Raw genomic sequence first — 24,660 nt, 5'->3', positions numbered from 1 at the left:
ACATGGTCGAACTTTGCCTGCAACCTGGCGAATTAACCCTAAACCAATTACGAAAAATAAGCCGCGAACCCGTCGCCCTTACGTTTGCTGACCACGTCGAGCAAACCATGCAACCGAGCATTGACACCGTTGCGAAGGTGTTAGACGAAGGCCGCGTGGTGTATGGCATCAATACAGGGTTTGGCTTACTCGCTAACACCCGCATTGAAAAAGACGATTTGGAAACGTTACAACGTAGCATTGTGTTATCCCACGCAGCTGGCATTGGCGAGTTTATGGAAGACAAAACCGTCAGGCTGATGATGGTGTTGAAAGTTAACGGGCTTGCACGCGGTTTTTCAGGCATTCGTTTTTCCGTGGTAGAAGCCATCGCCAAGCTCATTAACGCTGAAGTCTATCCTTGCATTCCAAAGAAAGGCTCAGTGGGCGCATCGGGTGATCTTGCTCCTCTCGCGCACATGAGCACGGTACTGTTAGGCGAAGGCCAAGCCCGCCACAAAGGAGAGGTTATCTCTGGTGCAATGGCGCTAAAAATCGCGGGACTTGATCCCATTACCCTAGGACCGAAAGAAGGCCTCGCATTGCTCAACGGCACGCAAGCCTCCACCGCGTTCGCGTTAGAAGGATTGTTCTATGCAGAAGATCTCTATGCCTCCGCCGTCGCTTGTGGCTCTTTGTCTGTCGAGGCAGCGTTAGGAAGCAGACGCCCGTTCGATCCTCGTATCCATCAAGTGCGTGGTCATCAAACACAGATAGATGCGGCCGCTGCATATCGTCATTTACTGGGCGAATCGAGTGAAATTGGTGACAGCCATCAGAAATGTGAAAAGGTGCAAGACCCGTACTCGCTGCGCTGCCAACCTCAAGTCATGGGGGCTTGTCTTGAGCAAATCCGCCAAGCGGCAAGCGTGTTACAAGTGGAAGCGAATGCAGTGTCCGACAATCCACTCGTGTTTAGCGATGATGACGACATTATTTCGGGCGGGAATTTCCATGCTGAACCCGTCGCCATGGCCGCCGATAACCTCGCATTAGCCATTGCAGAAATTGGCAGTCTGTCTGAACGGAGAATGGCGTTACTCATCGACAGCGGGCTCAGTAAACTGCCACCCTTTTTGGTGGACAACGGCGGTGTAAACAGCGGCTTTATGATTGCACAGGTCACCGCTGCGGCGTTGGCGAGTGAAAACAAAACCTTGGCGCACCCTGCCTCTGTCGACAGCCTGCCAACGTCGGCGAATCAAGAAGATCATGTGTCCATGGCAACGTTTGCGGGACGGCGTTTAACAGAAATGGCAGCCAATACACGGGGGATCTTGGCGGTGGAATTGCTTGCTGCTTGTCAGGGCATTGATTTCAGAACGCCTCATAAGACATCGCCAAAACTCGAACAAATAAAAGCAGAGCTTCGAGGGCATGTATCTTTCTACGATAAAGACCGCTATTTCTCACCGGATATTGAAAAAGCGAATTCTTACCTTTTAGAAGCGACACATAATAAGTATTTACCTGACAGACATTTACCAAGTATGACGTCTTAAACACGTCAGGTAGCACATGATTAAGCCCCGGGAATCAAGAGGCTTGTCATATTTTGTACCAAAAGTGATGAAGGCCACATGGTTTGTGGTCTAGTCGCACTTTACTCTCCCAAGATTGCGCTACTATTTTGTTATCGCACCATTTTGCTTGCCGACACGCAGAGGTAATCCTATGTGGCACTCGCTTTCCGTTCAGCTTTCTCTCACGCTCGGTCAGCAGTTCGAGGTTGATGAGAAAACCCCTATCGATGGTGGAGACATCAACGAATGTTATGCCATCAGCAGCGGAAATATTCGTTTCTTCGTGAAGGTAAACTCACGTGAAAGCCTCGCCATTTATGAGGCGGAAGCAGAAAGCCTACGACACCTTGCCAACAGCGGTGTCGTCTCTGTGCCGCAAGTTATCTACATTGGTGTAATAAAAGAAAAAGCCGTGTTGGTGTTGGATTACATTCCCATGAAGCCGCTCAATGAAGAAAGTGCCTATCTACTCGGGCGCGAAATGGCGCACCTTCATCAGTGGGGTGACCAACTTGAATACGGCTTTGATATCGACAACTTTGTTGGTACCACCGAACAACGCAACAACTGGCACCGCAAGTGGGCAAACTTCTTTGCTGATCACCGCATAGGCCTTCTATTGAAGCTTGCGGAAGAACGTGGCATGTCATTTGGCGATGTCGAATCCATTGTTGAATCCATCAAGGAGCGGTTAACGGGTCACCAACCAAAACCGTCTCTGTTACATGGCGACTTATGGACTGGCAATGCGTCTATGTCGATCCATGGTCCCATTGTTTATGACCCAGCGTGCTACTGGGGAGACAGAGAAGTAGATATCGCAACCACCCAGCTATTCTCCGGCTTTCCTGAACGCTTTTATGAAGGCTACGCTGAGGTGTGGCCGTTGGATGAAGAGTTTGAATCACGGAAAGACATTTATAATCTCTACCATATGCTCAATCACTGTTTGTTGTTTGGTGGGCACTATCTCGAAGAAACAGAGGCGTTGATCACCAAACTGGATTTAACGTAACAAAGCGATTGGCAGTGAATCACTATAAAGTCAAAATGGGCGCCTCGGCGCCCTTTCTTTTATCTAAACAAATGTAAATGCATCCTGCTTTAGCGAAGGATCATCTCACTTTTCATCGACCAGATGGATTTACAGCATGTTTAACGCGCGCATTTTTATTGATTGGAATAGAGCCTGGTTATGATTCAAGCTGCAATTTTTGATATGGACGGCCTGTTGGTCGATTCAGAACCGTTCTGGCAAGATGCTCAAATCGCCATTTTTGGTGAGCTTGGCATGAATGTTACCCGCGAAGATACCATTGCGACGACAGGCATTCGTATTGACCAAATCGTACGACATTATTACAACACCCGAGGATGGGAAGGCCCAAGTTGTGATGACGTTTGTGAGCGCATCACGTTGAAAGTGATTGAGCTTGTTTCTGAGCACAAACCCATGATGCCTGGTGTTATGCATGCATTGAACTTGTGTAAACAAGCGAACTTGCGCATCGCGCTAGCCTCTTCATCACCCATGCGTTTGATTCAAGCAACATTGGATGCGTTGGATTTATCTTCTTGGTTTGAGCAATGTCATTCAGCTGAACATCTGAAATATGGAAAACCCCACCCTGAGGTGTATCTCAATGCAGCTGAAAGCTTGGGTATAGACCCTCAACGTTGTGTCGCATTTGAAGATTCATTTGCGGGTTTGATGGCAGCGAAGTCTGCTCAGATGAAGGCGATTGTTGTTCCCGAGGCCCATGTGGCAGGGCAAGAACGCTGGGTGATCAGTGATATGAAACTTACGGCGTTAAACGAATTAACAATCGACCATTTGATAAAGTAAGCGTTTTCAGGGAGCCGCGTTTTTTACGTTTTAGGCTCCCTTCCCCAACCTTGCTGAAGCAGCCTCTCAATTATTCCTGCAACATTTCAAAAAATACACGCAAACACCCGCCCACAGAAATACTTAGAAACACAAATATTCAGTAAATGAATCTGAGTTTACAGAAACTCGTTGCTCTTCAAAGTTTCACCTTATTTCACTGAGCAAACATTCTTGTTTTCTTAAGATGGTGACACATGGCCAGTTACGTCAACGACTAGTTTTCCACTGTCATGTTACTGGCTCGCAGTTCAGATAAGGAGTGGAACATGCAAAATTACACCGAAAGAGGTATCGCTTGTCCGCACTGTGGTCATAGCATTCGAATTACTTTGGATATGAGCAGCGGCGATCAAGAGTTTTATGATGATTGCCCGGCATGCTGTAATGCTATTCATTTGAATTTCCAAATTGATTCGCAGCATAAAACCGTTAATTTATATGTCGATGCAGACGACGAGCAGATTTTCTGAATCCTTAATCTCAACGTTTCACATTCGTAGAAAAACAAAAAGCCAGCGCTATGCTGGCTTTTTCTCTCGTGCGTAACAACGCTACCCTCTGGCAGCCATGACACGTTCTACCGTATCCACCACCGCTTGAGTTTGCGGGTCGACTTCAATATTCACCTTATCACCCACCTTTCGCCACCCCATGTTGGTGCGATTGAGCGTTTCAGGGATCAAATTGACGCAGAAACGGTTATCACACACGTCACCAATGGTCAGGCTGATGCCATCAATTCCGATGTAACCCTTATCAAACACATATTTGGTGACACTCGCGGGAACCTCGATCCAAACCTGGCGGTTGTTTTCTGTATCAATCACATCAACAACCTGTGCCATGGTCATGACATGACCAGACATAGAATGTCCACCAATCTCATCACCGAACTTCGCTGCACGTTCTAGGTTGATCTTCTCCCCCACAACAAGCTCGCCAAGGTTCGTTAACGCCAACGTTGCCTGCATCAAATCAAACCAAATAATATCCTGGTCGATCCGCGTCACGGTTAAACAGCAACCGTTGTGGGCCACAGACGCCCCCAAAGCCAGCCCTTCGAGCATATCCGAAGGAAACACGACGGCGTGACTTTGAAAGTCTTTCTGTTTTTCAATCTTGGCAATATGACCAATGCCTTGAACGATACCGGTAAACATGGAGAGTCCTTTTAAAATGTCTTGAAGTGGATCCATCGCGTGGCAGAAGACAGCAACAAACCCAATATTCGCCACACGGGGTTAAACAGATTGTCATTGTGCCCATTCAGGCAGCTCGGGTATAGCGTAAACGATGCGCAAAGATGAAACATAAACCTGTCGATAACCATTGGCTACGTAAATTATTTGTCGATGTATCCACATCGAATCAATCACATATTCATTTATGTACTAGTTTATCAGAGACTTTGATTGTCGCATTCATTCGCCAGCGTATAATGTGCTGTCTTTTTTCCTGCCTTTTTTATCGTATTTTCGGAGTAATAGGTGCAAAACTACCGCCTAGAAGCGAAATCCATCATTACGTTGGGTATCCCTGTTTTTATTGCGCAACTTGCACAAACCTCAATGGGGTTTGTCGACACAGTGATGGCCGGAGGCGTAAGTGCCACTGACATGGCAGCGGTTGCTGTTGCATCCAGTGTATGGCTTCCATCCATCCTTTTTGGCATCGGTATTTTGATTGCCATGATCCCCATTATCGCCCAGCTCAATGGGTCTGGCCGTCAACATAAGATCCCATACCAAGTGCAGCAAGGCGTATACATGGCGCTTGCATTGTCATTACCTATATCACTCGTTCTTTATAATGCCGGCGCTATCGTGCATTACATGGACGTGGACCCGCTACTCGCCGAGAAAACAGTCGGATACCTGCATGCGGTTATTTGGGCGGTTCCAGCCTTCTTACTGTTCCAAGTACTGCGTAACCTTGCAGAAGGCATCTCGATGACCGTGCCCGCCATGGTGATCGGCTTTATCGGCCTCGCGGCAAACGTGCCATTAAACTGGATCTTCGTTTACGGTAAATTTGGCATGCCTGCCATGGGCGGTGTGGGCTGTGGCGTTGCAACTGCCATTGTTTACTGGCTGATGTTCGCCTCCATGTTTCTCTACATCATGGTGAACAAGCGTCTTCGTCGAATCAACGCGTTCCAAACGTTCGAAAAACCGAACATGCCCGCACTTTGGCGCTTGTTCAAAATGGGCTTTCCCGTTGCAGCCGCGTTGTTCTTCGAAATCACCTTGTTTGCCGTAGTGGCACTTCTTATTGCGCCGCTCGGATCCGTGGTCGTCGCCGCTCACCAGATCGCCATGAACTTTTCATCGATGATATTTATGCTTCCGATGAGCTTGGGTACTGCGGTGAGTATTCGCGTTAGCCACCTGTTGGGGGAGAAATCCACCGAAGGTGCAGCCCGCTCCGCCAAAGTTGGGATTATTCTTGGCTTAATGTTTGCGCTTTGCACAGCGGGTCTGACCGTCACCTTCAGCGAACCTATCATTCACCTTTATAACAGCAACCCGGAAGTTGTCGCCATTGCAGCCAACTTGATGCTGCTGGCTGCGTTATACCAGTGTACCGACTCTGTGCAAGTGGTAGCGGCGGGCGCACTGCGTGGCTACAAAGACATGAGAGCCATCTTCAATCGTACCTTTGTCGCCTATTGGATCCTCGGCGTGCCGATGGGATACATCCTCGGCATGACGGATTGGATTGTTGAACCCATGGGGGCTTACGGTTTCTGGATTGGCATCATTATCGGCCTCTCTTCTGCCGCCATCATGCTTGGCATGCGCTTGATGTGGATCAGAGGACAATCCTCCGAGTTCCAGCTCGCAATGGCAGAAAAGTAAACGTTAAACACAAAACATCCCAGCGCGCGCTGGGATGTTTCGTTGATGCCAAAGCACATTGTGATTGAATGGGCATACCCGCTGATTTTTCACATTCTCAAGGTCTTACCGCGCACATCGATCGCTTATTCCATATACTTCGTATATTCCTAGGCTTACTCGCTAAAAGAGGCTTTGAATACGTCGTGATCGTCGCTGCCATTCGTCATTCGTTTTATGCCGTCCTGTTCGTGTCACTAACGGGGTGTTTTGGCGACGACCCCGCTATCGCCCAATTTGAAACCTATCAACAACGCCTCGCGAATGTCGTAGAGACTGACCCACTGCCTCTGTCTGAAAGCATCTCCATTTCACTGCCACGCAAACGCGATTTGCTCTTACCACTCGAAGACATTCGCATGGGGCTTCTCGATGCGTATGAGCTTCGCGAGTGTGGGTTGTTTCAGCTCATCGCGGATCGCAATTCTATCCTCGGCAAAGTGCAAGATGCCTTCCGCCACCTTGATTACGAAATAAAACTGTTAAACACGGTCGCCTATTGTTTGTCGAGCATAGAAAACGACACCCTGATTGAACAGCTCACTGCGCTGCAAAAACAGAAATCCCAGCAGCTCACAACGGTGTATTGGAACACTTTTGTCTCCAGCGACGCGTGGCGTAAGCAGCTTATACCCGCAGGCAATGCACTTATTCCTCCCGAGAAGCCGTTTCCTCACAGTGATGCCCTGCTGGCCATTGAGCGCTATGCAAATCTTATTGAACAGAAAGCTCACGAAGTGGATGCCCTATCGCTGCAAGAGCCCATCGAAAAACAGCATTACTTGGGCGCAGTGTTCCTCTCTTTGGACGAAAGCACACGGTGGCTGAACACCATTACCCAACAGCTTGAACGCGATGATCACCTTATTGTCTGCGGCGAAAACCGCGACCCTACTCGGCTGAATTATTTAAGAAATGTCTTCGACAACTTCTTTATCGGCGCTGTTCAGCCTTACGTTTCAACGCTCAATGGTCTGTATTTAGACGTGCAGCCATCACTGCACCAACTCAATGAGACAATAACGATCGCACCTTCTCACTTTCATTCTTATCAACACGCCTATTTAAGAGGCGACAGATACGATGAATTTCAACGCGCTGTGAAACATCATGTTCAATATTGGCAATCTTTATTCTCTCGTTGCCAAATCACTGTCGGTCGTCAGTAAACCCATTTTTATCAATATCAAATGTGAAGCACATGGTCGCTTAACCCGTTAAAAACAAAAAATAATGACCACAGATGCGCCAAGTTGTGCACCAAAACAGCAAACAGACCTCGAAACACAAAAAAGTCCGGATTTACGCTTGCGTGCCTTGCCCCTACTCGCTAATATTCATCCCGCTTTCAGGGCAATCGCTGCCCAGCAAAGACATGCAGTACGACCGTAGCTCAGTTGGTTAGAGCACCACCTTGACATGGTGGGGGTCGGTGGTTCGAATCCACTCGGTCGTACCAAGTTTTTATAAAGCACTACAATGCGTCCATAGCTCAGTTGGTTAGAGTACTGCCTTGACATGGCAGGGGTCGGCAGTTCGAGTCTGCCTGGACGCACCAAGTTTTTTCTTGGCACTGTATGTAATATGCGTCCGTAGCTCAGTTGGTTAGAGTACTGCCTTGACATGGCAGGGGTCGGCAGTTCGAGTCTGCCCGGACGCACCATTCCTTCCCTAACCAGGATGGAATCAGAATTTGGGTCTATAGCTCAGTTGGTTAGAGTACTACCTTGACATGGTAGGGGTCGGCAGTTCGAGTCTGCCTAGACCCACCAAATTCCAGTAAACGCACTACCCTTTTGGGTCTCCCAAGCGTTTATTCGGGCGATTAGCTCAGTTGGGAGAGCACCTCCCTTACAAGGAGGGGGTCACTGGTTCGAGCCCGGTATCGCCCACCACTTTCGTAAGAAACAAAAAAGCCTGCTCATTGAGCAGGCTTTTTTGCATTTGGCGGAAAATCACGCGCAGGCAGTATTATAAAACCAAATGCAAGACGCCTTAGAGAAACGCATCCACATCGAAATCAGGCTGGAAGTGTCCACTTGCCATTTTTGAAAGTGCAAAGAGTGGATAGCCACCTGCTTGATAGACACATAAACTCGTTTATACCCCAAATTCGTTTAAAGCCATTACTCTAGGCTACTCACACAGCATGTGCTTGCCATAATCCATTTAACCTCCCTTAAATCTCAATAAATGCCACTTGTTTGATATAGAGAGCCAGTTGCACATATTTGATTGTGTTAGCATCCGAAAAATCAGTATTACACCGCTTTGAAGGAGGAGACCATTGGCTAGGCGAGGTAGCGGTTTACGAACGGCTCTAAAGGTTATTAAGGCAATAGATAGAGCCAACAAGCAAGCAGCTCGTGAATCCCAGCGTAGGCAGAAGGCTCGTGATCGAGCACATGCTCAGGCAGTAAGAGAGCATGAGAGAGATGTGCGAGAAGCTCAGCGTGAACTACAAAGGCAAGCAAGGCTAAAGAAATCAGCAGAAAAACAGTCTTTTAAAGACGCTTTAGCTAGTGCCGCAGAAGAGTATCAGGAGCGATGCGAAGAGCGAGCAGCTCTGAGAAAGCAATTCATTCAAGAGGTTCTAAAGTAATCAATGGATAATAATTTACTGATGCTGATAGGCTTATCATTAGTAGCTATCGTACTAACTTTTTTTCTTACGAAACGCTCAGCCGATAAGAAAATCGAGCAATATAAGTCGCTAGATGAAGCACTAGCAAAAACAAAAGCAGAATATGATTCAGCGTGTGTAAGCCGAGAAACAATAATTGCTGCTAATGAAACCGCAACGCGAGATCTAGCTAAAATCAATGAAGAAACTGCCGAGCTTCAAGATTTGAAAGGACAAGATGATGCACTAAAGCAGAGCATTCAAGAGCAGCAAGCGACCTTAGAGTCGATTAAATCAACATTAGATGATCTCAGCTCAAGCATTGACAAAGGCGAGCTTGATTTAGAGGAGTTAATGGGTGATATCGACTTATATTCAAGACTTGATGAATATACTGCTCATGGTCATTTTGAAATCCCGCAGTATCTTTACGAAACATCTACTCGATTCGCTGAAGAGATCAAGGACGTTAGGCAACAGCAAAAAGACATGATCAAAGATAAAACAGCGATCACTTTCCCAGAGTCGACGGTTATATCTAAAGACAAGTCCTTCAATAGTAAAATTCTAAATGGTCAGGTTAAGCTCATGCTTACTGCTTTTAATATTGAATGTGATCTTCTTATCGGTAAGGTGTCGCCGAGTTCGTTTGGGCGTACTCTTGAACGTATAGAAAAACTTGCCAACACACTTGAGAAGTCAGCAGCGACCTTAGAGTGCGGATTTGATATAGATTACATCGAACTTAAGTTCGAAGAGTGCAAGCTTCAATACCAGTACACACTTAAAAAGCAAGAAGAGGTCGCTGAGCAGAAGCTTATCAAAGAGCAGATTCGCGAAGAACAACGAGCTATTAAAGAGTTTGAGAAAGCGATTGCCGATGCCGAAAGAGAAGAAAAAATGTACCGCAATCTTCTTGATAAAGCACAGCGAGAACTTACTAAGGCTACTGAGCAGGATCGCTCTGAAATGGAGCAACGCATCGCAATCCTCGAGCAGCAACTCTCTGAAGCAGAGGCCAGAGAAGAACGAGCTAAGAGCATGGCAGAGCAAACCCGTAAAGGTCATGTTTACGTCATCAGCAATATTGGTTCGTTTGGGGAGGATGTTTACAAGATCGGTCTTACTCGCCGTCTAGAGCCTATGGATAGGGTTAAAGAACTAGGCGATGCAAGTGTACCATTCCCGTTTGACGTACATGCTATGATTTACACCGATGATGCTCCAGCTCTTGAAACAGCGCTACACCGAGAGTTCAATTCTAAACGTGTAAACGCTGTAAATCTGCGCAAAGAGTTCTTTAATATCGACCTAGCATCTATCCAAGAAGCTGTAGAAAAGATAGTCGGAATAGAAGCTGACTTTAAAATGACAGCCTTGGCAGAGGATTACTATGAAAGCTTAAGGTTGAATGAAAGCATAAATTGAAATCTGACTGTTTAGACAAATTCATAAAAGTCAGACTTAGCCCGAATTAATTTTTATTAATAAAATGCTTGCGGTAGATATCGCCAACTCATTTTTGTACTCGTTAATTTGTTAACTGAATTAAAAAACAGCCATCTTATAGATGGCTGTTTAGAGTAATTGTCCTTTTGTTTTAACTGAATATAGTCATTTAAGAATTTGAAGCTCTACTCAGTGACAAGATCAGGAATTTCTTTTAACCCGCTATCTCCGATTGTCGGGGAGCCGCTAACTGTGACTCCATCACAACTAACATAGATTTCGCCATTTCGTCGGATTTGAGTGCACTCATCGGGGATTTCGGTTACCGTCACCTCTTTTTCAACTTCGACGATTTTCTCTACCTGCTTTTCAACCTCAACCACCCTTTCCACTTCTTTGATCAACGGTTCTTCGGTGACCCAGCGATAAGCACGATACGATGCCAATAAAAGATAAATGACCAGTAAAAGGGACAGTACAACTAGCAATACCGTTTTTAACCAACCTAAAATACGCCCTCTACGAAAACGAGACAACGCTTCTCGCTCTTCTCTTTCCGCCCTTTTTTGCGCAAGTTCCCGCTCAGCATTAGCTTTCAATTGGTCTTGCTTTAGTATCTCTTCGGTTGCTTTATTTTCGCTGACTTGCAGCTCGATTTCTTGCTTTACGCTTTCTATCTCCTTCAGGGCGATTTCGTCCTGCATCCTTTCTTTATCAATGGAAATCTGGTCTTTTATCTTGGCATGCTCAGCCTGCATTTTGGCCCGTTCAAATTCCAACTCTTTGTTTAATATTTCTTTTTGTTGTTCTAAAGGAATCTCAGGCTGAAATTCGTGTATCCGCTTTTTCAGAGCTTCGCTCTGTGACTGAGCGCTGTGACTCATTTGCCCCATTATCGTCTGTGATGTCGTTGCTCGCGCTATAGAGCTGGCTCTCTGCAGTTCGTGCAGTTTCGTTAAGTCGAGGCTGCGCATTCAATAATCTCTCCAGCTCTTCACCGGTAATATTTTCAGGTACAGGAATGATTCGTTCGTGAATAACAATTTGTGGGTCTTTGATGAAAACCGGCTCGGGTACTTTCTTTATCTTTTCGACAAATACTGGCACTTCGGTTGGTACTTCAACAATACGGTCAACCTCTACAGGAACCTCAACACGCACCTCAATAGGTACCTCCTTGATGACCTCAACTTCTTTTTCAACGACGATTTCACGCTCTACAATTCTATCTACTTCTTTTTCTACCACTTTTTCGATTTCGACAACGCGCTCAACCTCGTTCACTTTAATTTTCTTACGTCGATGAGCCCACACACGGAAATACTTGATGAGCTTGGAGTACATCACTTCACGCTGTGACTTTTGTCTGGCTTTCGTCTTTTGTCTCAATCTGAAGTTTTTTCCCGCATGACGACTGAGCCTTAAAATTCTCGCTCGCTGGTAGCCTACTAATTTTGTTAGGAGAAGATTACGCAAGGATTTGCGAGCCCTTTTAATCTTCTTAGTTTCTGCTTGTCGTTTTTCTCTCTCGGTCCTACTCTTTGCCCTTACAAATTTGTTTGGTTCTGACTCCAAAGATACATAAAGGTTAAGCATGAAGTAGACGGGATAGATGAGAAACGAAACAAAACCAACAAACACACTAAATGGGTCTTTAGGCGCTAATCCGAACCATGATGTAACGGTTAGGATGATTTTTTCGTAGGAAGCTTTTTTCATTTCAAACGTCGATTCCGTTCCCGCATGTACATTAATACTTTCGGTATTTTGACGTTTGATGGTTGTCATGTCGTTCAGAGCCAGATCTAGGCTCTCTTCAAGTTTCACAATGCGACTGTCCAAACGTGCTCGACGCTCATACAGGCTGTTCACTTCAAGTGTCAGCAAGTTAGCTTGACCTTCAAACGCTTTCACTGACGCAGCACAATCAGGAACTGCGGAACAATCAATCGCCTTTAATCGACGCTCACTAGCTTGTTCAGACAAGCTCTTAATCTGAAGGCTTGCCGTATTAATTTGCTGGGTAATAGTTTCTCTTTCACCACGCATCTGGCTAACCTGATTTTGAAAAGAAATGGCCTCTCTCTGACGTGTTAACAGATAATCATCGCTGTTCTGATTTTGCACTTTGACTTCATGCAGTTTGCGAATTTCTGCTGTTGAAAGCGTGTTCAGGTAGCTATTTATCCCGGTAAAGCACAAAAACGTAAACGCCGGAATTAATATGAATAAAATACCTTTCAAAACTCGGCTGGCATTCGGCCAATTGGCAATAACCGCCGATGTCCATACCAAAACAGCGATCTCTGCAACAGCAAGCAGTAGACTAAACGGCGATGCCAAACCCAAAATTGGCTCGTCCGAAAAGAGGATGTCATATCCCTTAACATTAAAGGTTACGACCAATGCCCCCATTGCAAACAAGCAAAGATAGAGTAGGATTAGTTTTCCGTTATCCCAAAGACCTTGCAAGGTTCTTTTCATCAATAGGTCTCTACATTCATGTAATTACTAATATTAATTGAGTTCAAAATATACATATCGTCACGGCCATAGCCTTTCATAAACTTTTCGTACAACTTTTCGTCTCCACCTATTAACTTCCAATAAGGCTGATAGTCTTCATAAACCTGGCGAATCAATTCTGGTGTATCCGGATAGCTAGGTAAATATGGACGATGAAACCCTATCTCCGCTCCAGGTTGTATATATTTAGCTCTCCCGGAAGCATAGATAAAACCGCATGTCGAGTAACATTTCATATATTTATCGGCATCTGTATCCCAGTTTTTTTCATGAATATATTTACCGATTTTTATTCCTTCGTTGAGCACACCTCCTGGGCTGTGCATCATAAAGCGATTTAGCTTAATACCCTGTCTTTCATAATGAGAAACATAGCGAAGAAATTTATCATACGCACCTACTTCCACAGGTCCTTCACTGTATAGATAGTAGCCTTTACTATCCTCTCCTAACATAAATGCTAGCTTGTCAGATGCTTGGAGAGGATGTTTAAACTGCTCTGGCGCTTTTAAGCTCGGGTTGATATTCGGGACGATTGGTTGTTGTGAGGGTACTGACTCGAATTGTCTATATGGGTTTATTCCCTCTTCTAGTTCATGAGCCTTATCCTCTAGTTCATGAGCCTTATCATCTTGTTCACGAGGCTTCCCCTTGAGTTCATGAGCCTTATCATCTTGTTCACGAGGCTTACCCTTGAGTTCATGAGCTTTATCATCTTGTTCACGAGGCTTACCCTTGAGTTCATGAGCTTTATCATCTTGTTCACGAGGCTTACCCTTGAGTTCATGAGCCTTATTATCTTGTTCACCCATCACATGACTTTCATTAGTTTCATGTGGCTTGCCCGCGGCAATTTTCTTAGTTTCTAGTTTCTGTATCTGATTACGGATTTCTTTTTTAACTATAAAGTCTGGCTCAGATGAATTCTTTAATGCATTCGAGATGGACTGTTCTTTATCTACTCTTTGTAGATTAGAGTGATCAGGCAACAATTCTCCATTAGTATCTATGCTCGATGAGCAGGCGGTAACAAGAGTTGCAATAAAAATGGAGCATAATAAATCCAAATTTTTAACATTATAATTATTTATACTTGGATTAATATTCATTAAATCATCACACTGTTAAATTTTAAACATTCAAAATATTTCCATTTTAGGGTTATTTATCACATTCGACAATCAATTATTCACGCCTATAAACAACCATAATTAGAACACAAAAATATAGTATCTTATTAACGTAAGAACAAAGAAACATTAACAATACTCTTTAATACTATCACTGAAATTATTTCACTTACATTATAAAATCAGGCAAAGTCAATCTAAATAAGCAATAGTTAATTAATTAAAAATCAAGGTCAATGCATAGACTTTTTTGCCGTATCTGCCTCTACACAATTAGGGATACACTGATTTAGTGCTTTAATAATTCATCGTTCTCTAAAATCTCTTTGTGATGGTAGGAAGCAACGTTGGACAGAGAAAAATCTAACTCAATGAGATTTTTCTTCATTTATACGAAATATGAAGAACGTACGCACCCTGCCGCGCAATAAAATCATGATAACTTTCCGAGTGATAAGCCTTAAAACAGCCAAGGCTCTTTGATGTTTCACCATTTTTCATATGGCCGACTGATTTCTCCGCTGCGTTCAAAATGAGTAAGGCGGTATCCGAATACGGGTCGTGCTCGGTTTCTAAGGTCTCTTCATTTTGAATGATTCGATGTCTGCCCTTTCCCATAAAAGAAAGTGAGTCAACGGGTTGGATCGATGGCAATGAGGCACGACACCACCCCATAGTCTTTGAGACTTTTTCTCTCCTTTCCGTCTTATCGATAAAACACGTATTTAGACGTATCAGCGTCAACTTTTCGGTGCTTATTGAGCATTTTCTTACTGTCTCTCATGAACTTGAAAGGATCAATTGAGTGTCATGTTCTATGCTACTTGAGTGTCTTAACAAAAACACTTAATTCGCAATGTAGAGACGTTATGATGATTCTACCTCGCTCGATCAAACACAAAATATCACTCGCTATCGCTTCTATTATCATTGTTGTTGCTGCCGTTCAGTTTCAACGACAAGACCAACAGCTGGTCGGATACACGGAGCAATCTGTCGCGCAATTCATTGACTCTGTGGGTATTGCCAGTGCCAAGGGCATCCAAAATTGGATTGAGCCTCGCATCGAAGTCATTGAAAGTGCGATGAACAGCGATGTGAATGCACAGAATATCCCCATCTATTCCTACCTTGATCAAGCGCGCGTAGCGGGCGGTTTTGAATCTGTATACGTAGGAACAAGCGAAGGTGAAATGATTCGTTATAATGCGAAACCTTCGAAAGCGGGATACGACCCAAGACAGAGGCCATGGTATATCAGTGCCTCGTCGGCTGAAGGCCCTATCATCACCAAACCGTATAAAGATTCTTCGACAGGAGAAGCGGTTGTCACTATCGCTCAAAAATACACGCGTAATAATGGTGACTCAGCGGTTATCGCTGGCGACATCAAAATTGGTCAACTGATAAGCTACATCAACAGTATCAGCAACGAAAATACGCAAGCGATACTGATGGATAACAACGCGACGATTCTTGCCAGCGTTAACCCTTCTGTGAGTTTACAACCCGCCACAGAACTGACACCTCAGCTAACGCCCGAAGCACTTAACTCACTCGCTGCCAGTACAGATGTCAGCATGATGAACATTGCAAATGTGCCCTACCTCTTTAATCTTCACGCTGTAGAAGGAACACCTTGGTTCCTCGCAATCGCAATGGATGAACAAGCCGCTTTCGCGAGCGTGACATCAAGCAGAATTGATTCCCTTATCTTTGCCATTGTCCAAGTGATTTTGATTACAGGGATCGCGATTTTGCTGGTGAACAAGCTCCTTAGACCGCTATCAGACATTATCCGCGCGATGAAACGCTTAGCACGAGGCGACCTCACCGCTCGCGTTAACGTGACGTCTCGCGATGAAATAAGCTTAATTGCAAATGGAATGAATGAAGTTGCTCAGAATCTACAAGACATCGTGAGTGGCATTTCTGACGCGACGAAGAAGATCTCTCATGAAGTGGAAGAAGTGAAGAGCAAGACAGATGAAAATCACAACGTTCTCCACCATCACAGCCAGGTCACTCAAGACGTTGTGTCGAAAATCGATAACATGAATTCGACAGTAGAAACGGTGGCAGAAAGCGCATCAGAAGCCTTGAGTTGCACGCAAAAGACGAATACCCAAACGGTTGAGTCAAAGCAGAAAGTCAAAGAGTCTGTCACGAGTGTGAATTCCCTACTCCAAGAAATCACGGACATGGAATCTGACATTCAAAACATGAGCGAGAACTCTGAGAAGATTGCATCTGTCTTAACCGTTATCGGTGACATTGCTGAACAAACTAACCTGCTAGCACTGAATGCTGCTATTGAAGCCGCACGTGCCGGTGAGCAAGGCCGTGGCTTTGCGGTGGTTGCTGATGAAGTGCGTGCGTTAGCAAGTCGTACGCAACAAAGCACCTCTGAAATTAACGACATGCTGCAAAACCTAAACGCAGGTACAGACAATGCCGTTAAATCAATAGAAAACACCAAACGCAGTTGCTTGCAGTCGGTTGAACAAACCAACTTGGTGGATGCAAATCTCGATGTCATGGCGGAATCGGTCAATGAAATTAATCAGCTCAACAGCAATATTACCGAAATCACTAATAAGCAAAATCAAGCGTCACACGATATCAGTAAGAGTATTCATTCCATCAGTGAAATGGTCGAACAGTTGAATGTGAGCGGTGAAGCGACGTTAAGTAATGTTCAACGACTGTCAGCGTCTAACCAACAACTGAGCGCTGCGATTGCGAAGTTCCAGATTTAACACCAATAAACACTGAAAAGTAACAACCCAATGCCCTGTCGACGCAATATCGACAGGGCATTTTGTTTCTCGCACCTCCGTTTTCAGCCATTCGATCACGATTCACTTTCTAACAACCTCAGCGATAACCAAAACAACAACCTCGTGTTTTTCTCGGCGTTTAATTTGGTACGAATTCACAATATTTTTGTTTTCTATTAAGGTGAAAAGCACTACTATTGCGGCGTTTTGGGGAGTAGTCATTTCGTCGCGCTGTCGTCATCCCGAAGCTTATGCTTCCGGCACGCGAGAACTCATCATCATTGAGTTCTGACAAGACCAACACCACGTATTGCTTTTCTTTTTTTAGCTTTGCGGTTGGTCAGGCTACCCTGCTTTCCTGTCCCTTCCGCTCGCGGAGGTATCATGTTCTTAAGTGAACTCTTCTCAGGTTATGAAGGCCTGTTAATTCTTACGCTTTTGATGCTAGGCATCGACTTGCTCCTAACAAGAGGCAGTATAAGCTTCCGTTCTGCAGCCATTTGGAGCGTATTCTGGTTTGCTCTCGCGTTTCTTTTCGCTGGTGCGATATTTTTCTTTTGGCCTGACATGTCGCCAACAAGTTTGTTGTCAAACAGCGAAGCGGCAACGGCTTTCATCACGGGTTATCTGCTTGAAAAGTCACTGAGCGTTGATAACCTCTTTGTATTTGCATTGATTTTTAGCCAATTCAAAGTGCCAGAGAAAAACGTACCACGCATTCTGATGCTCGGTATTGTGGGTGCCTTGATACTGCGTGGCATCATGATTTCATTAGGTGCACCGTTGATCGCGAAATTCCACGTGGTGCTTTACCTGTTCGGCTTCTTCTTGATCTGGACGGGTGTTCAAATGTGGCGTCAGCATGGCGAAGAAGACGAATCGTTTTCGGATGGCTTTCCTGTCCGCATGGTGAAGAAATTCTTGCGCGTAAGTCCAGATTACCACGGCAACAAACTGTTGATCCGCGACGCGGTGGGTATCCTCGCAACCCCAATGCTGGTGGTTGTGCTGGTTATCGCGATGACTGACGTGATGTTCGCACTGGATTCCATCCCTGCAATATTTGCGGTAACACAAGAACCTTACCTCGTATTGGCCGCGAATGTGTTCGCCCTACTCGGCTTGCGTTCACTGTATTTCGTGCTGGGTGGCATGCTGAGCAAGTTTGCTTACCTGCACCACACGCTGGCATTCATGCTGTGCTTCATCGGTGTGAAAATGCTGCTTATCGAAACGCCGTTTGCGATTGCAACGCCGGTTTCTTTAGGGGTGATTGTGACATCGTTGGCAGTCGGCATTGGCGCGTCTATTTGGAAACAACGCCGAATAGAAAAAGCCGCTGCTTAACGGCAGTGATTAAAATGAAAAAAGGCACGTCGGTGCCTTTTTTTGTTTTTGTGTAATAAGAGAAAGCGATCGTTGATGGATAAACGCATCACGCCAGAGCCTGTTTCAAGCTTCAACGCTTACACGTCAAAGATGAACGAGGTAAAGCCCTAACACGCCGCTCGCTATCGCAAACAGTGTGCTTGCAAACGTACCTAGCATGACGTACTCGGTGAACATTCGGCTACCGTGATCTTTCATATCACCAAAGCGGAAGACAGATTTGGCCGCCAACACCAATGCAACGCCGGGCAATTGCCCCCAAAGCACAAAGGTAACAATCAACGCGCGTTCAAAATAACCGATGTAGGTACCCGCATCTTTCAGTGGGCGGTTCTTTTCAATATCAGACGCGTCGTTCAATTCCTGCGTCCAATTTTGCAGTAGCAATGAAATCGCGACGGAAGAAGGTTTCATCGCAAGCAAATACGCCAACACGCCTGAAAATAATCCCCACCAACTTTGCTGTTGAAGCGCGGTAATCGCTTCACTTCTCGCATCTGATGAGGCTATCGCTATCGCCACAAAAAGCAGTAGACCAAGGTGAGCGCTTTGTTTAATCACGAGTAACCGCAGTGTCGTGACTCGTTCTACGCCCCACACATCAATCACGAAGGCAAACAAACCGATGAACAGTGCAGCACCGAATGCATAGAGAAATGTATGCGTGAAAAAGAGAAGCGCGATGAGCATCAAGATGCTTTGGCAAAGCACAGAAACAATCAATCTACGGTTGAGCGTTTTCTTTGTATTTTCTTCGCCACGGGATCTGCGTAAGAAGCGTGGCCCCACACCATCTTCAGGAATAACGTAGAACTCAACAAATACGTGAATCGCCACCATGGTCAGAAATACGGTGAGTATCATTTCTTCTGCCTTCTCCTTCTCGTTGATTTACTTGACGGTTTTACGAGTATTGCAAACAAATATACGCGCAATTATAGACATACTATCCAGCAAGATAGCGATGATATCGACGCTGATACCATTCGAGTACATTTTCCACTTTGGCGTAGTTTGCACGGTTGATAATACGGGTAAACGCGCTGCGTGAAAGACCAACCTTTTCCGCCAATTCAGCGTGGGAGAGCGAAGAGTCTTCAATCCAAACATCAAGTGCAATGGCCATTTTCACGGTTAATCCACTCATTACATCATCAAGCAGTGAGCACACCATTTTGCCATCATCCGCAAAGGCTTCGTCATCCGCACTGAAGGTTAAGCGCTCGCTTTTCATTGCGTCGAGATGTCGCCCTGATAGAAGAAATGCCTCACTGTTGTTCGACATACGGACCGGCAGTTCTCTCGCCGTTGCTTTAGCGACAGACAGAGACAATCTTACGTCTGCAGAGGGCTCAAGACGCAGTAAGCTCAACCGGAGTTTGATGGCCATGTAAAGGAGTTGGTCGGGCGCTGACGTGTATATCTGGAACGCATCCCCTCTGTATATTTCGCCATTCGCGCAGTCACCAAAAGCGGTAAAACACGCTTCTATGGCCGATAAACATCGCCGGCGTGTGGCTTCATCCATTTTGGTGGAATCCACGATATCCCCTGTTATGACACCTGCAACACTCATCATGTTTCCACTCACGTCAACCAAAGCACAAAAATAAAGAGTTACACAAAAATGTAACTCTTTAGATTGTTACGTTAATACGTAACATTGTCAAATGTGACCAGATAAGGTCACTAACAAGCTTCTTTGTCTTCAATCTGGACTTCTAGGTTGTCGTATAACGCTGCGAAACTCTGAGAAAGCTTATGTTTCGGTGCGAAATGAACGAGCGGCATTTGTTGATAGTGCGATTCCTTCATTTTCACAGATTGAGGAATAAAAGGTTCTAACAGAGGTAGCCCAAGCTCTCGCACGTTTTCAATAATTTGACCTGGGAACTTCGCTTGTGCGTTAAACATGTTCACCACTACGCCTTCCAACATCAGCTTCTTGTTGTGGTCATCACGCAGTTCAGCAAGGTTGTCCATTAATGTTAACAAGGCTTGGTGTGAGAAACTGTCGCAATCGAAAGGAATCAGTAATTTGTGCGCGGCAATCAGCCCCGCTTTGCTGTAGAAATTCAGGTTTGGTGGCGTATCGATATAAATGCGATCATATTCGCTCTCTAACTCATCCAGCGCATCGCGGAGTTTGTAGATTTTATAACGACGCTCAAGCTCAGGTTCTAACGCAGCCAATCGTGGACTTGACGGGATGATATCGAGGTTCTCATACGCCGTTGCTTGCGGAAATTGCTTAATCGGCGTGGACATTGAAAACCAAGAGACGGTTTGATCCAATAAATCCGCAACGCTTCTTTCCGTTTTGGCGTTGATATCAACGCCCAAGTAATGACTGCTGTTGCCTTGTATATCGAGGTCTATCAGCAATGTCTTTTTGCCGCTCGCGGCACTGAGTGCGGCAAGATTTACTGTAATGCTTGATTTACCTACGCCGCCTTTTTGATTGAATATGATCCGTCTCATGATCCCTGCCCTTGTTAACAATGAAGAAGCACGACCACGAACTGTGCATATCTATTAACAATATCAGGTTGTTAAGGCAGAAAAGTGAAGGAAGCTCTCGATTTAGGGGGATGGAATAAAAGTACGAGAATTCAACGAGGAAAACGAAAAAAGCCACCTTTGAAGGTGGCTTTCTCACTGAGGCTCACGCAGCGTTAGGATTTCCCTAACATGCGTTTTAGCGTGGCATCTTTATCGACAATGTGGTGTTTAAGCGCCCCAAGCACATGCAGTGCGAGTGTCACCAATACAATATTGGCAAGTACCCCATGTGTTGTATGGCCTATCTGACCAAGCAGCTCGTTTTTCTCGCCGGCGGTAATCAGCGTAACGCCAAATACACCGATATCATGGCCACCACCAAGCGACATGGCGATACCGGAAATGGGCATCAATAAGGTCGCGAGCAAAAGAAGATGATGAACACCCACAGCGATTTTTTCCTGCCATCTTGGTGAGCCTGGTAGAGAAGAAATGGATCCTTCCTTAAAGCGCCACAACAAACGAGAGACAGCCAAAACAAGGACGAGCACACCAAAAGATTTATGTAGGCCGATCAGCTCACCTTTTTCAGGCCCTTTTGGTAAATCTTCCACATACAAACCAAAAGCAAGCACTGCGATAAAACTGATGGCGACTAACCAATGAAAATAGATCGTCGGTTTAGATAGAGGCGACACATTACTCATTTTACATGTTCCATTATCATTATTTTAAGTAAGGCTAATTTAGCGCCAGTCAATCGCTTAAACAATGAGCAGCATGTAAAGTTAGGTAAAAAAAAGGGGCAAATATTTGATGTTTACTTATGCCATTGATCGTATCTGACACACATTGGAAAACGGTGTTTCACAAACGGTTTTTTATCTCAATTTTGATAGGTGAATTCAGAAAAAAGCCAGGAGTGAGAAGAACTTCCAGTGCTCGCCTCTGTACTAAATGCCATACTGTTCTCAACCTGCTTCCGTCCTATATTTATGAGGTCTCTCGATGATTGTCAGAAAGCATCTGCATGGTGCCCTACCACTTTTCTTCTTATGTTTTGCACTGTTTTCAGGCACGACACTTGCTAGCTCTGAAGCGCCTGCAGCAACGCCAACTGCTGCTTCATCGTCACCCTCTGAATCTCTTGAAAAACGCATAAAGGATTTCAATCGCGATTTAGCCGAACTCGTTATCCTGCAAGACAAGGCGGTAGGCGAAGATAAGCTGGCTATGCAGCTTCAAATGTTTCAAAAAAACGAAGAGCTGCGAACGCTGATCTCTCAAGCGATCAAAGGAAAGAGTACAGACGCCAAGTTCCTCATCGCACAAGTCAACCAACAGCAGAAATACAGCAAAGGTGGGATAAAATACCTCACTGAACGCTCTACCAAACTGTCTGAGGAAATCAGCAACGCGAACAGCGAAGACAAGTTTGCACTGCTCAGTGATTACAGTGAAGCAAGAAAGTACCTCGACAGTTTGTATGAGGAGCAATCACGAAACATTGACTGGCTGAAAAAACTCGATGCCTTAGACCCTACCGTTCAAAAAAACTTCGATAAAGACATCATCAGACGCACTGAACAACTGGCCGCTAACATTGAGTATTTAAAACAACAACTAAGCGCAGATAACGCGCAACTCAGTGTCGCACCTGAATCAGAAAAGGCGGCGATTCAGCTGCGAAAACTCATCACCCAACGCAGAATGGACATCACAACCACCAGCCTGCGCACCATGATTGAAATGGCGGATGAAGAAGGTATTCCAAGCGCCGAATACAAACGTTTATATTTTGAAGTGACCGGCAGCGTCACGCAGGACTTGCTGAGCACTGACGTCATCTTTGCGATTGTCAAAACCTGGTCGAGCAAGTTCGGCAACTGGTTCATTGAAAACGCACCGCAACATATCTTCCAACTGTTTGTGTTCTTGGTCATCTTGCTGGTCGCGCGACAAATTGCCAACATCACCCGCCGCGTGGTGAAACATGCCGTCGCCACGAAGAACTTCAAGCTGTCCATGCTAATGCAAGAGTTCTTTATTTCGATGTCCGGCAAAGCAGTATGGTTCATCGGTATCCTGATTGCGCTGTCTCAGATTGGCTTGAACCTCACGCCGATCCTGACCGGTTTTGGTATCGCGGGTGTCATTATTGGTTTCGCCCTACAAGATACATTGTCTAACTTTGCTGCGGGCATGATGCTGCTGATTTACCGCCCTTTCGATGTGGGAGATTTCGTGTCTGCGGGCGGTGTTGAAGGCAAGGTTAGCCACATGAGTTTGGTGAATACCACGATCAAAACCTTCGATAACCAAATCATCATTGTGCCAAACAGCAAGATATGGGGCGACGTGATCAAAAACGTCACGCATGAGCGCGTAAGACGTGTTGATATGGTATTTGGGTGCAGCTATAGCGATGACGTAGAGAAGGTGGAAAAGGTGCTCACGGACATCGTGATGAATCACCCATCGGTGCTTCGTGCACCCGAGCCGGTGATCAAGCTGCATGTGTTGAACAGTTCTTCGCTTGATTTCATCGTCCGCCCTTGGGTCAAAACCGACGACTATTGGGATGTGTACTGGGATGTGACGAGGGAAGTAAAAATCCGCTTTGATAAAGAAGGCATATCGATACCTTTCCCTCAACAAGATGTGCATTTACACATGGCATCTTCGGACATTCCTCCCTTGCCTAAAAACGAGCTCTAGCAGCAGATAGCAGAGCATTGAGCCTGTATCACACCCACAAAAAAGCGCCTCACTCGGCGCTTTTTTTACATCGTTTCGTTACACATTTTTCTTGGACGTAAACAATGACTTGAACATCATGTAGAGGGTATAGAACACGTTTGTTGAGGCATTATAGTCTTCCATAACATAGATGAAGTTCGACTTGTATTTCTCAACCGCTTCTTCTGATGATTCAGCAAGGATGACGTCATCTTCAATCTCAAACCCTTGTTCTAACAACCCTGCTTTTTCGACAAGGAATGTGTCTGATGCCATATCAAGGTAGGTGTATTTTTTCCTGTCCGAATTCGGAAGAGTAAAGAACTGATATTTTGTTGCCATGCGATCCCTCAGCTTGTCGAGTACACGCCAGCATGATTATGCACGCCCCGTTGACAAAAATGACACCCAATCCAAACGATCTCTTTCTTTCGCCGCTTTCACTGCGCGATGAACGTCGTAATCAATACGTTTGTGGGAGACATGCCAATCAGCGCCTTCTCCGTCCACAATGGCGTATGAGGCATGATGGCTGAATGTCTGCATTTTGTGACATACGGGCTCATCATCTGCGTATGCTGGCAAACCTACACTACCCGGATTAACGATGTATTGCTGCGTTGAGGTTTTGACCAACCGAGGTAAATGCGTGTGACCACAACAAATAAGTGAATGGGTGTTGCCCGCTAACAGGCGAAGAATGTCAGATTCGTCACGCAGAGTAGGCTCACCTTCTTTAAGGTCTTCAAGCAGATAAATCAAATCATCTTGGGGAGTCCCATGACAAAAAAACACATCATCGTTAAGCGCATAAGTGGCAGGTAGGCTTCGCATCCAGGTCAACGGCGCTTCACCCAGATCCTCGAGTATAAATGCCATGGTGGGATTTGAATCGATGTCGGTCTGCGTCGCTTCGTAAATTTGTCGGTCTTGATTGCCGCGAATGGTAAGGAAATCTTCTTCCATCAAGCGTTCGTAAGTCGCGCGCGGCGCAATGGGCCCGTAGAGGATGTCACCCAAGTTCACCACCACATCGACACCTTGATGGCGAATGTCATCAAGCACGGCATCCAGTGCGTAAATATTACTGTGAATGTCTGATATCAGCGCAATGCGCATGCCTTTCTCCCTTTGCTCAACAATGCTATACCCGATGACCTGAAGATGCCGGCACC

At 45.4% G+C, this 24,660-nt stretch carries 20 protein-coding genes and 5 tRNA genes; 15 read left to right on the top strand and 10 right to left on the bottom strand.

All coding sequences use genetic code 11. From position 1 onward, the window contains the following. The first annotated feature begins 2 nt into the window (after window positions 1–2). The 4 genes from hutH to BM082_RS04450 all read left to right on the top strand — a co-directional run bounded on the left by hutH (window position 3) and on the right by BM082_RS04450 (window position 3,920). Window positions 3–1,541, top strand: coding sequence for a histidine ammonia-lyase (gene hutH / locus BM082_RS04465; RefSeq protein ID WP_017013698.1), 1,539 nt, complete (start codon window positions 3–5; stop codon window positions 1,539–1,541). A gap of 172 nt (window positions 1,542–1,713) precedes the next feature. Continuing rightward, on the top strand, window positions 1,714–2,577 hold the full coding sequence (locus BM082_RS04460) for a fructosamine kinase family protein (protein WP_017010317.1): 864 nt from the start codon (window positions 1,714–1,716) through the stop codon (window positions 2,575–2,577). Window positions 2,578–2,757: 180 nt separating this feature from the next. Further along, window positions 2,758–3,408 carry a hexitol phosphatase HxpB gene (hxpB, locus tag BM082_RS04455; protein ID WP_017017675.1) on the top strand — a complete coding sequence of 217 codons (651 nt, stop codon included), beginning with the start codon at window positions 2,758–2,760 and terminating at the stop codon, window positions 3,406–3,408. Between the two features lie 308 nt (window positions 3,409–3,716). Next, window positions 3,717–3,920: a CPXCG motif-containing cysteine-rich protein gene (locus tag BM082_RS04450; protein ID WP_017010315.1), complete on the top strand. Its 204-nt coding sequence runs from the start codon at window positions 3,717–3,719 to the stop codon at window positions 3,918–3,920. Between the two features lie 81 nt (window positions 3,921–4,001). Here BM082_RS04450 and BM082_RS04445 read toward each other — a convergent pair whose 3' ends face one another. Continuing rightward, complete coding sequence (locus tag BM082_RS04445) at window positions 4,002–4,610, bottom strand: riboflavin synthase (protein ID WP_017010314.1); 609 nt, start codon at window positions 4,608–4,610, stop codon at window positions 4,002–4,004. Between the two features lie 327 nt (window positions 4,611–4,937). Between BM082_RS04445 and BM082_RS04440 the strand changes: the two genes are divergently transcribed. The 8 genes from BM082_RS04440 (at window position 4,938) to BM082_RS04400 (ending at window position 10,398) form a co-directional block, all read left to right on the top strand. Then, complete coding sequence (locus BM082_RS04440; RefSeq protein ID WP_017010313.1) at window positions 4,938–6,308, top strand: MATE family efflux transporter; 1,371 nt, start codon at window positions 4,938–4,940, stop codon at window positions 6,306–6,308. A 68-nt stretch (window positions 6,309–6,376) separates the two neighbouring features. After that, on the top strand, window positions 6,377–7,516 hold the full coding sequence (locus BM082_RS04435; RefSeq protein WP_074925441.1) for a DUF3080 domain-containing protein: 1,140 nt from the start codon (window positions 6,377–6,379) through the stop codon (window positions 7,514–7,516). A 213-nt stretch (window positions 7,517–7,729) separates the two neighbouring features. After that, window positions 7,730–7,806, top strand: a tRNA-Val gene (locus tag BM082_RS04430). A gap of 22 nt (window positions 7,807–7,828) precedes the next feature. Beyond that, window positions 7,829–7,905 (top strand) — tRNA-Val (locus BM082_RS04425). A gap of 28 nt (window positions 7,906–7,933) precedes the next feature. Beyond that, window positions 7,934–8,010 (top strand) — tRNA-Val (locus BM082_RS04420). Between the two features lie 32 nt (window positions 8,011–8,042). Then, window positions 8,043–8,119: transfer RNA gene (locus BM082_RS04415), tRNA-Val, on the top strand. A 47-nt stretch (window positions 8,120–8,166) separates the two neighbouring features. Then, window positions 8,167–8,242: transfer RNA gene (locus tag BM082_RS04410), tRNA-Val, on the top strand. A gap of 710 nt (window positions 8,243–8,952) precedes the next feature. Then, on the top strand, window positions 8,953–10,398 hold the full coding sequence (locus BM082_RS04400) for an SNIPE associated domain-containing protein (RefSeq protein WP_026025227.1): 1,446 nt from the start codon (window positions 8,953–8,955) through the stop codon (window positions 10,396–10,398). A gap of 206 nt (window positions 10,399–10,604) precedes the next feature. Here BM082_RS04400 and BM082_RS04395 read toward each other — a convergent pair whose 3' ends face one another. Genes BM082_RS04395 through BM082_RS04385 form a run of 3 tightly spaced genes read right to left on the bottom strand, consistent with a single transcriptional unit; the run spans window position 10,605 to window position 14,054 of the window. Next, complete coding sequence (locus BM082_RS04395) at window positions 10,605–11,303, bottom strand: hypothetical protein (RefSeq protein ID WP_017017671.1); 699 nt, start codon at window positions 11,301–11,303, stop codon at window positions 10,605–10,607. Further along, a complete protein-coding gene (locus BM082_RS04390; RefSeq protein WP_017017670.1) occupies window positions 11,239–12,903 on the bottom strand; it encodes a hypothetical protein in 1,665 nt (554 codons plus the stop codon). The genes BM082_RS04395 and BM082_RS04390 overlap by 65 nt, the downstream gene beginning before the upstream one ends. Continuing rightward, window positions 12,903–14,054 (bottom strand): hypothetical protein, encoded by a 1,152-nt coding sequence (locus tag BM082_RS04385; protein ID WP_139218770.1) that lies wholly within the window; start codon window positions 14,052–14,054, stop codon window positions 12,903–12,905. The genes BM082_RS04390 and BM082_RS04385 overlap by 1 nt, the downstream gene beginning before the upstream one ends. Before the next feature lie 890 nt (window positions 14,055–14,944). Between BM082_RS04385 and BM082_RS04375 the strand changes: the two genes are divergently transcribed. After that, window positions 14,945–16,834, top strand: a complete 1,890-nt coding sequence (locus BM082_RS04375; protein ID WP_017017295.1) for a methyl-accepting chemotaxis protein — start codon at window positions 14,945–14,947, stop codon at window positions 16,832–16,834. A gap of 405 nt (window positions 16,835–17,239) precedes the next feature. Beyond that, complete coding sequence (locus tag BM082_RS04370) at window positions 17,240–18,202, top strand: TerC/Alx family metal homeostasis membrane protein (RefSeq protein WP_017013706.1); 963 nt, start codon at window positions 17,240–17,242, stop codon at window positions 18,200–18,202. Window positions 18,203–18,328: 126 nt separating this feature from the next. Here BM082_RS04370 and BM082_RS04365 read toward each other — a convergent pair whose 3' ends face one another. The 4 genes from BM082_RS04365 to BM082_RS04350 all read right to left on the bottom strand — a co-directional run bounded on the left by BM082_RS04365 (window position 18,329) and on the right by BM082_RS04350 (window position 21,453). Beyond that, entirely contained in the window at window positions 18,329–19,108 is a 780-nt protein-coding gene (locus BM082_RS04365; RefSeq protein WP_074925439.1) for a DUF3307 domain-containing protein, read from the bottom strand. A gap of 82 nt (window positions 19,109–19,190) precedes the next feature. Continuing rightward, complete coding sequence (locus BM082_RS04360) at window positions 19,191–19,823, bottom strand: winged helix-turn-helix domain-containing protein (RefSeq protein ID WP_229491677.1); 633 nt, start codon at window positions 19,821–19,823, stop codon at window positions 19,191–19,193. A 110-nt stretch (window positions 19,824–19,933) separates the two neighbouring features. After that, the gene (locus tag BM082_RS04355; RefSeq protein ID WP_017010408.1) at window positions 19,934–20,725 is read right to left on the bottom strand and encodes a ParA family protein; all 792 of its coding nucleotides are present in this window, start codon (window positions 20,723–20,725) and stop codon (window positions 19,934–19,936) included. A 194-nt stretch (window positions 20,726–20,919) separates the two neighbouring features. Next, window positions 20,920–21,453, bottom strand: a complete 534-nt coding sequence (locus BM082_RS04350) for a cytochrome b (protein WP_017010407.1) — start codon at window positions 21,451–21,453, stop codon at window positions 20,920–20,922. A gap of 301 nt (window positions 21,454–21,754) precedes the next feature. Between BM082_RS04350 and BM082_RS04345 the strand changes: the two genes are divergently transcribed. Continuing rightward, window positions 21,755–23,464 carry a mechanosensitive ion channel family protein gene (locus BM082_RS04345; protein ID WP_074925437.1) on the top strand — a complete coding sequence of 570 codons (1,710 nt, stop codon included), beginning with the start codon at window positions 21,755–21,757 and terminating at the stop codon, window positions 23,462–23,464. A 78-nt stretch (window positions 23,465–23,542) separates the two neighbouring features. On the opposite strand, the gene BM082_RS04340 is transcribed toward BM082_RS04345, so the two are convergent. After that, window positions 23,543–23,827, bottom strand: coding sequence for a hypothetical protein (locus BM082_RS04340; protein WP_017010405.1), 285 nt, complete (start codon window positions 23,825–23,827; stop codon window positions 23,543–23,545). Between the two features lie 36 nt (window positions 23,828–23,863). Continuing rightward, a complete protein-coding gene (locus tag BM082_RS04335) occupies window positions 23,864–24,604 on the bottom strand; it encodes a metallophosphoesterase family protein (RefSeq protein WP_074925435.1) in 741 nt (246 codons plus the stop codon). Between the last annotated feature and the right edge of the window lie 56 nt (window positions 24,605–24,660).

This window comes from Enterovibrio norvegicus DSM 15893 (assembly GCF_900115495.1).
In the GTDB taxonomy this organism is placed as follows: domain Bacteria; phylum Pseudomonadota; class Gammaproteobacteria; order Enterobacterales; family Vibrionaceae; genus Enterovibrio; species Enterovibrio norvegicus.
The sequence above is the reverse complement of the archived record's forward strand: the minus strand, read 5'-3'. Positions and strand labels throughout refer to the sequence as shown.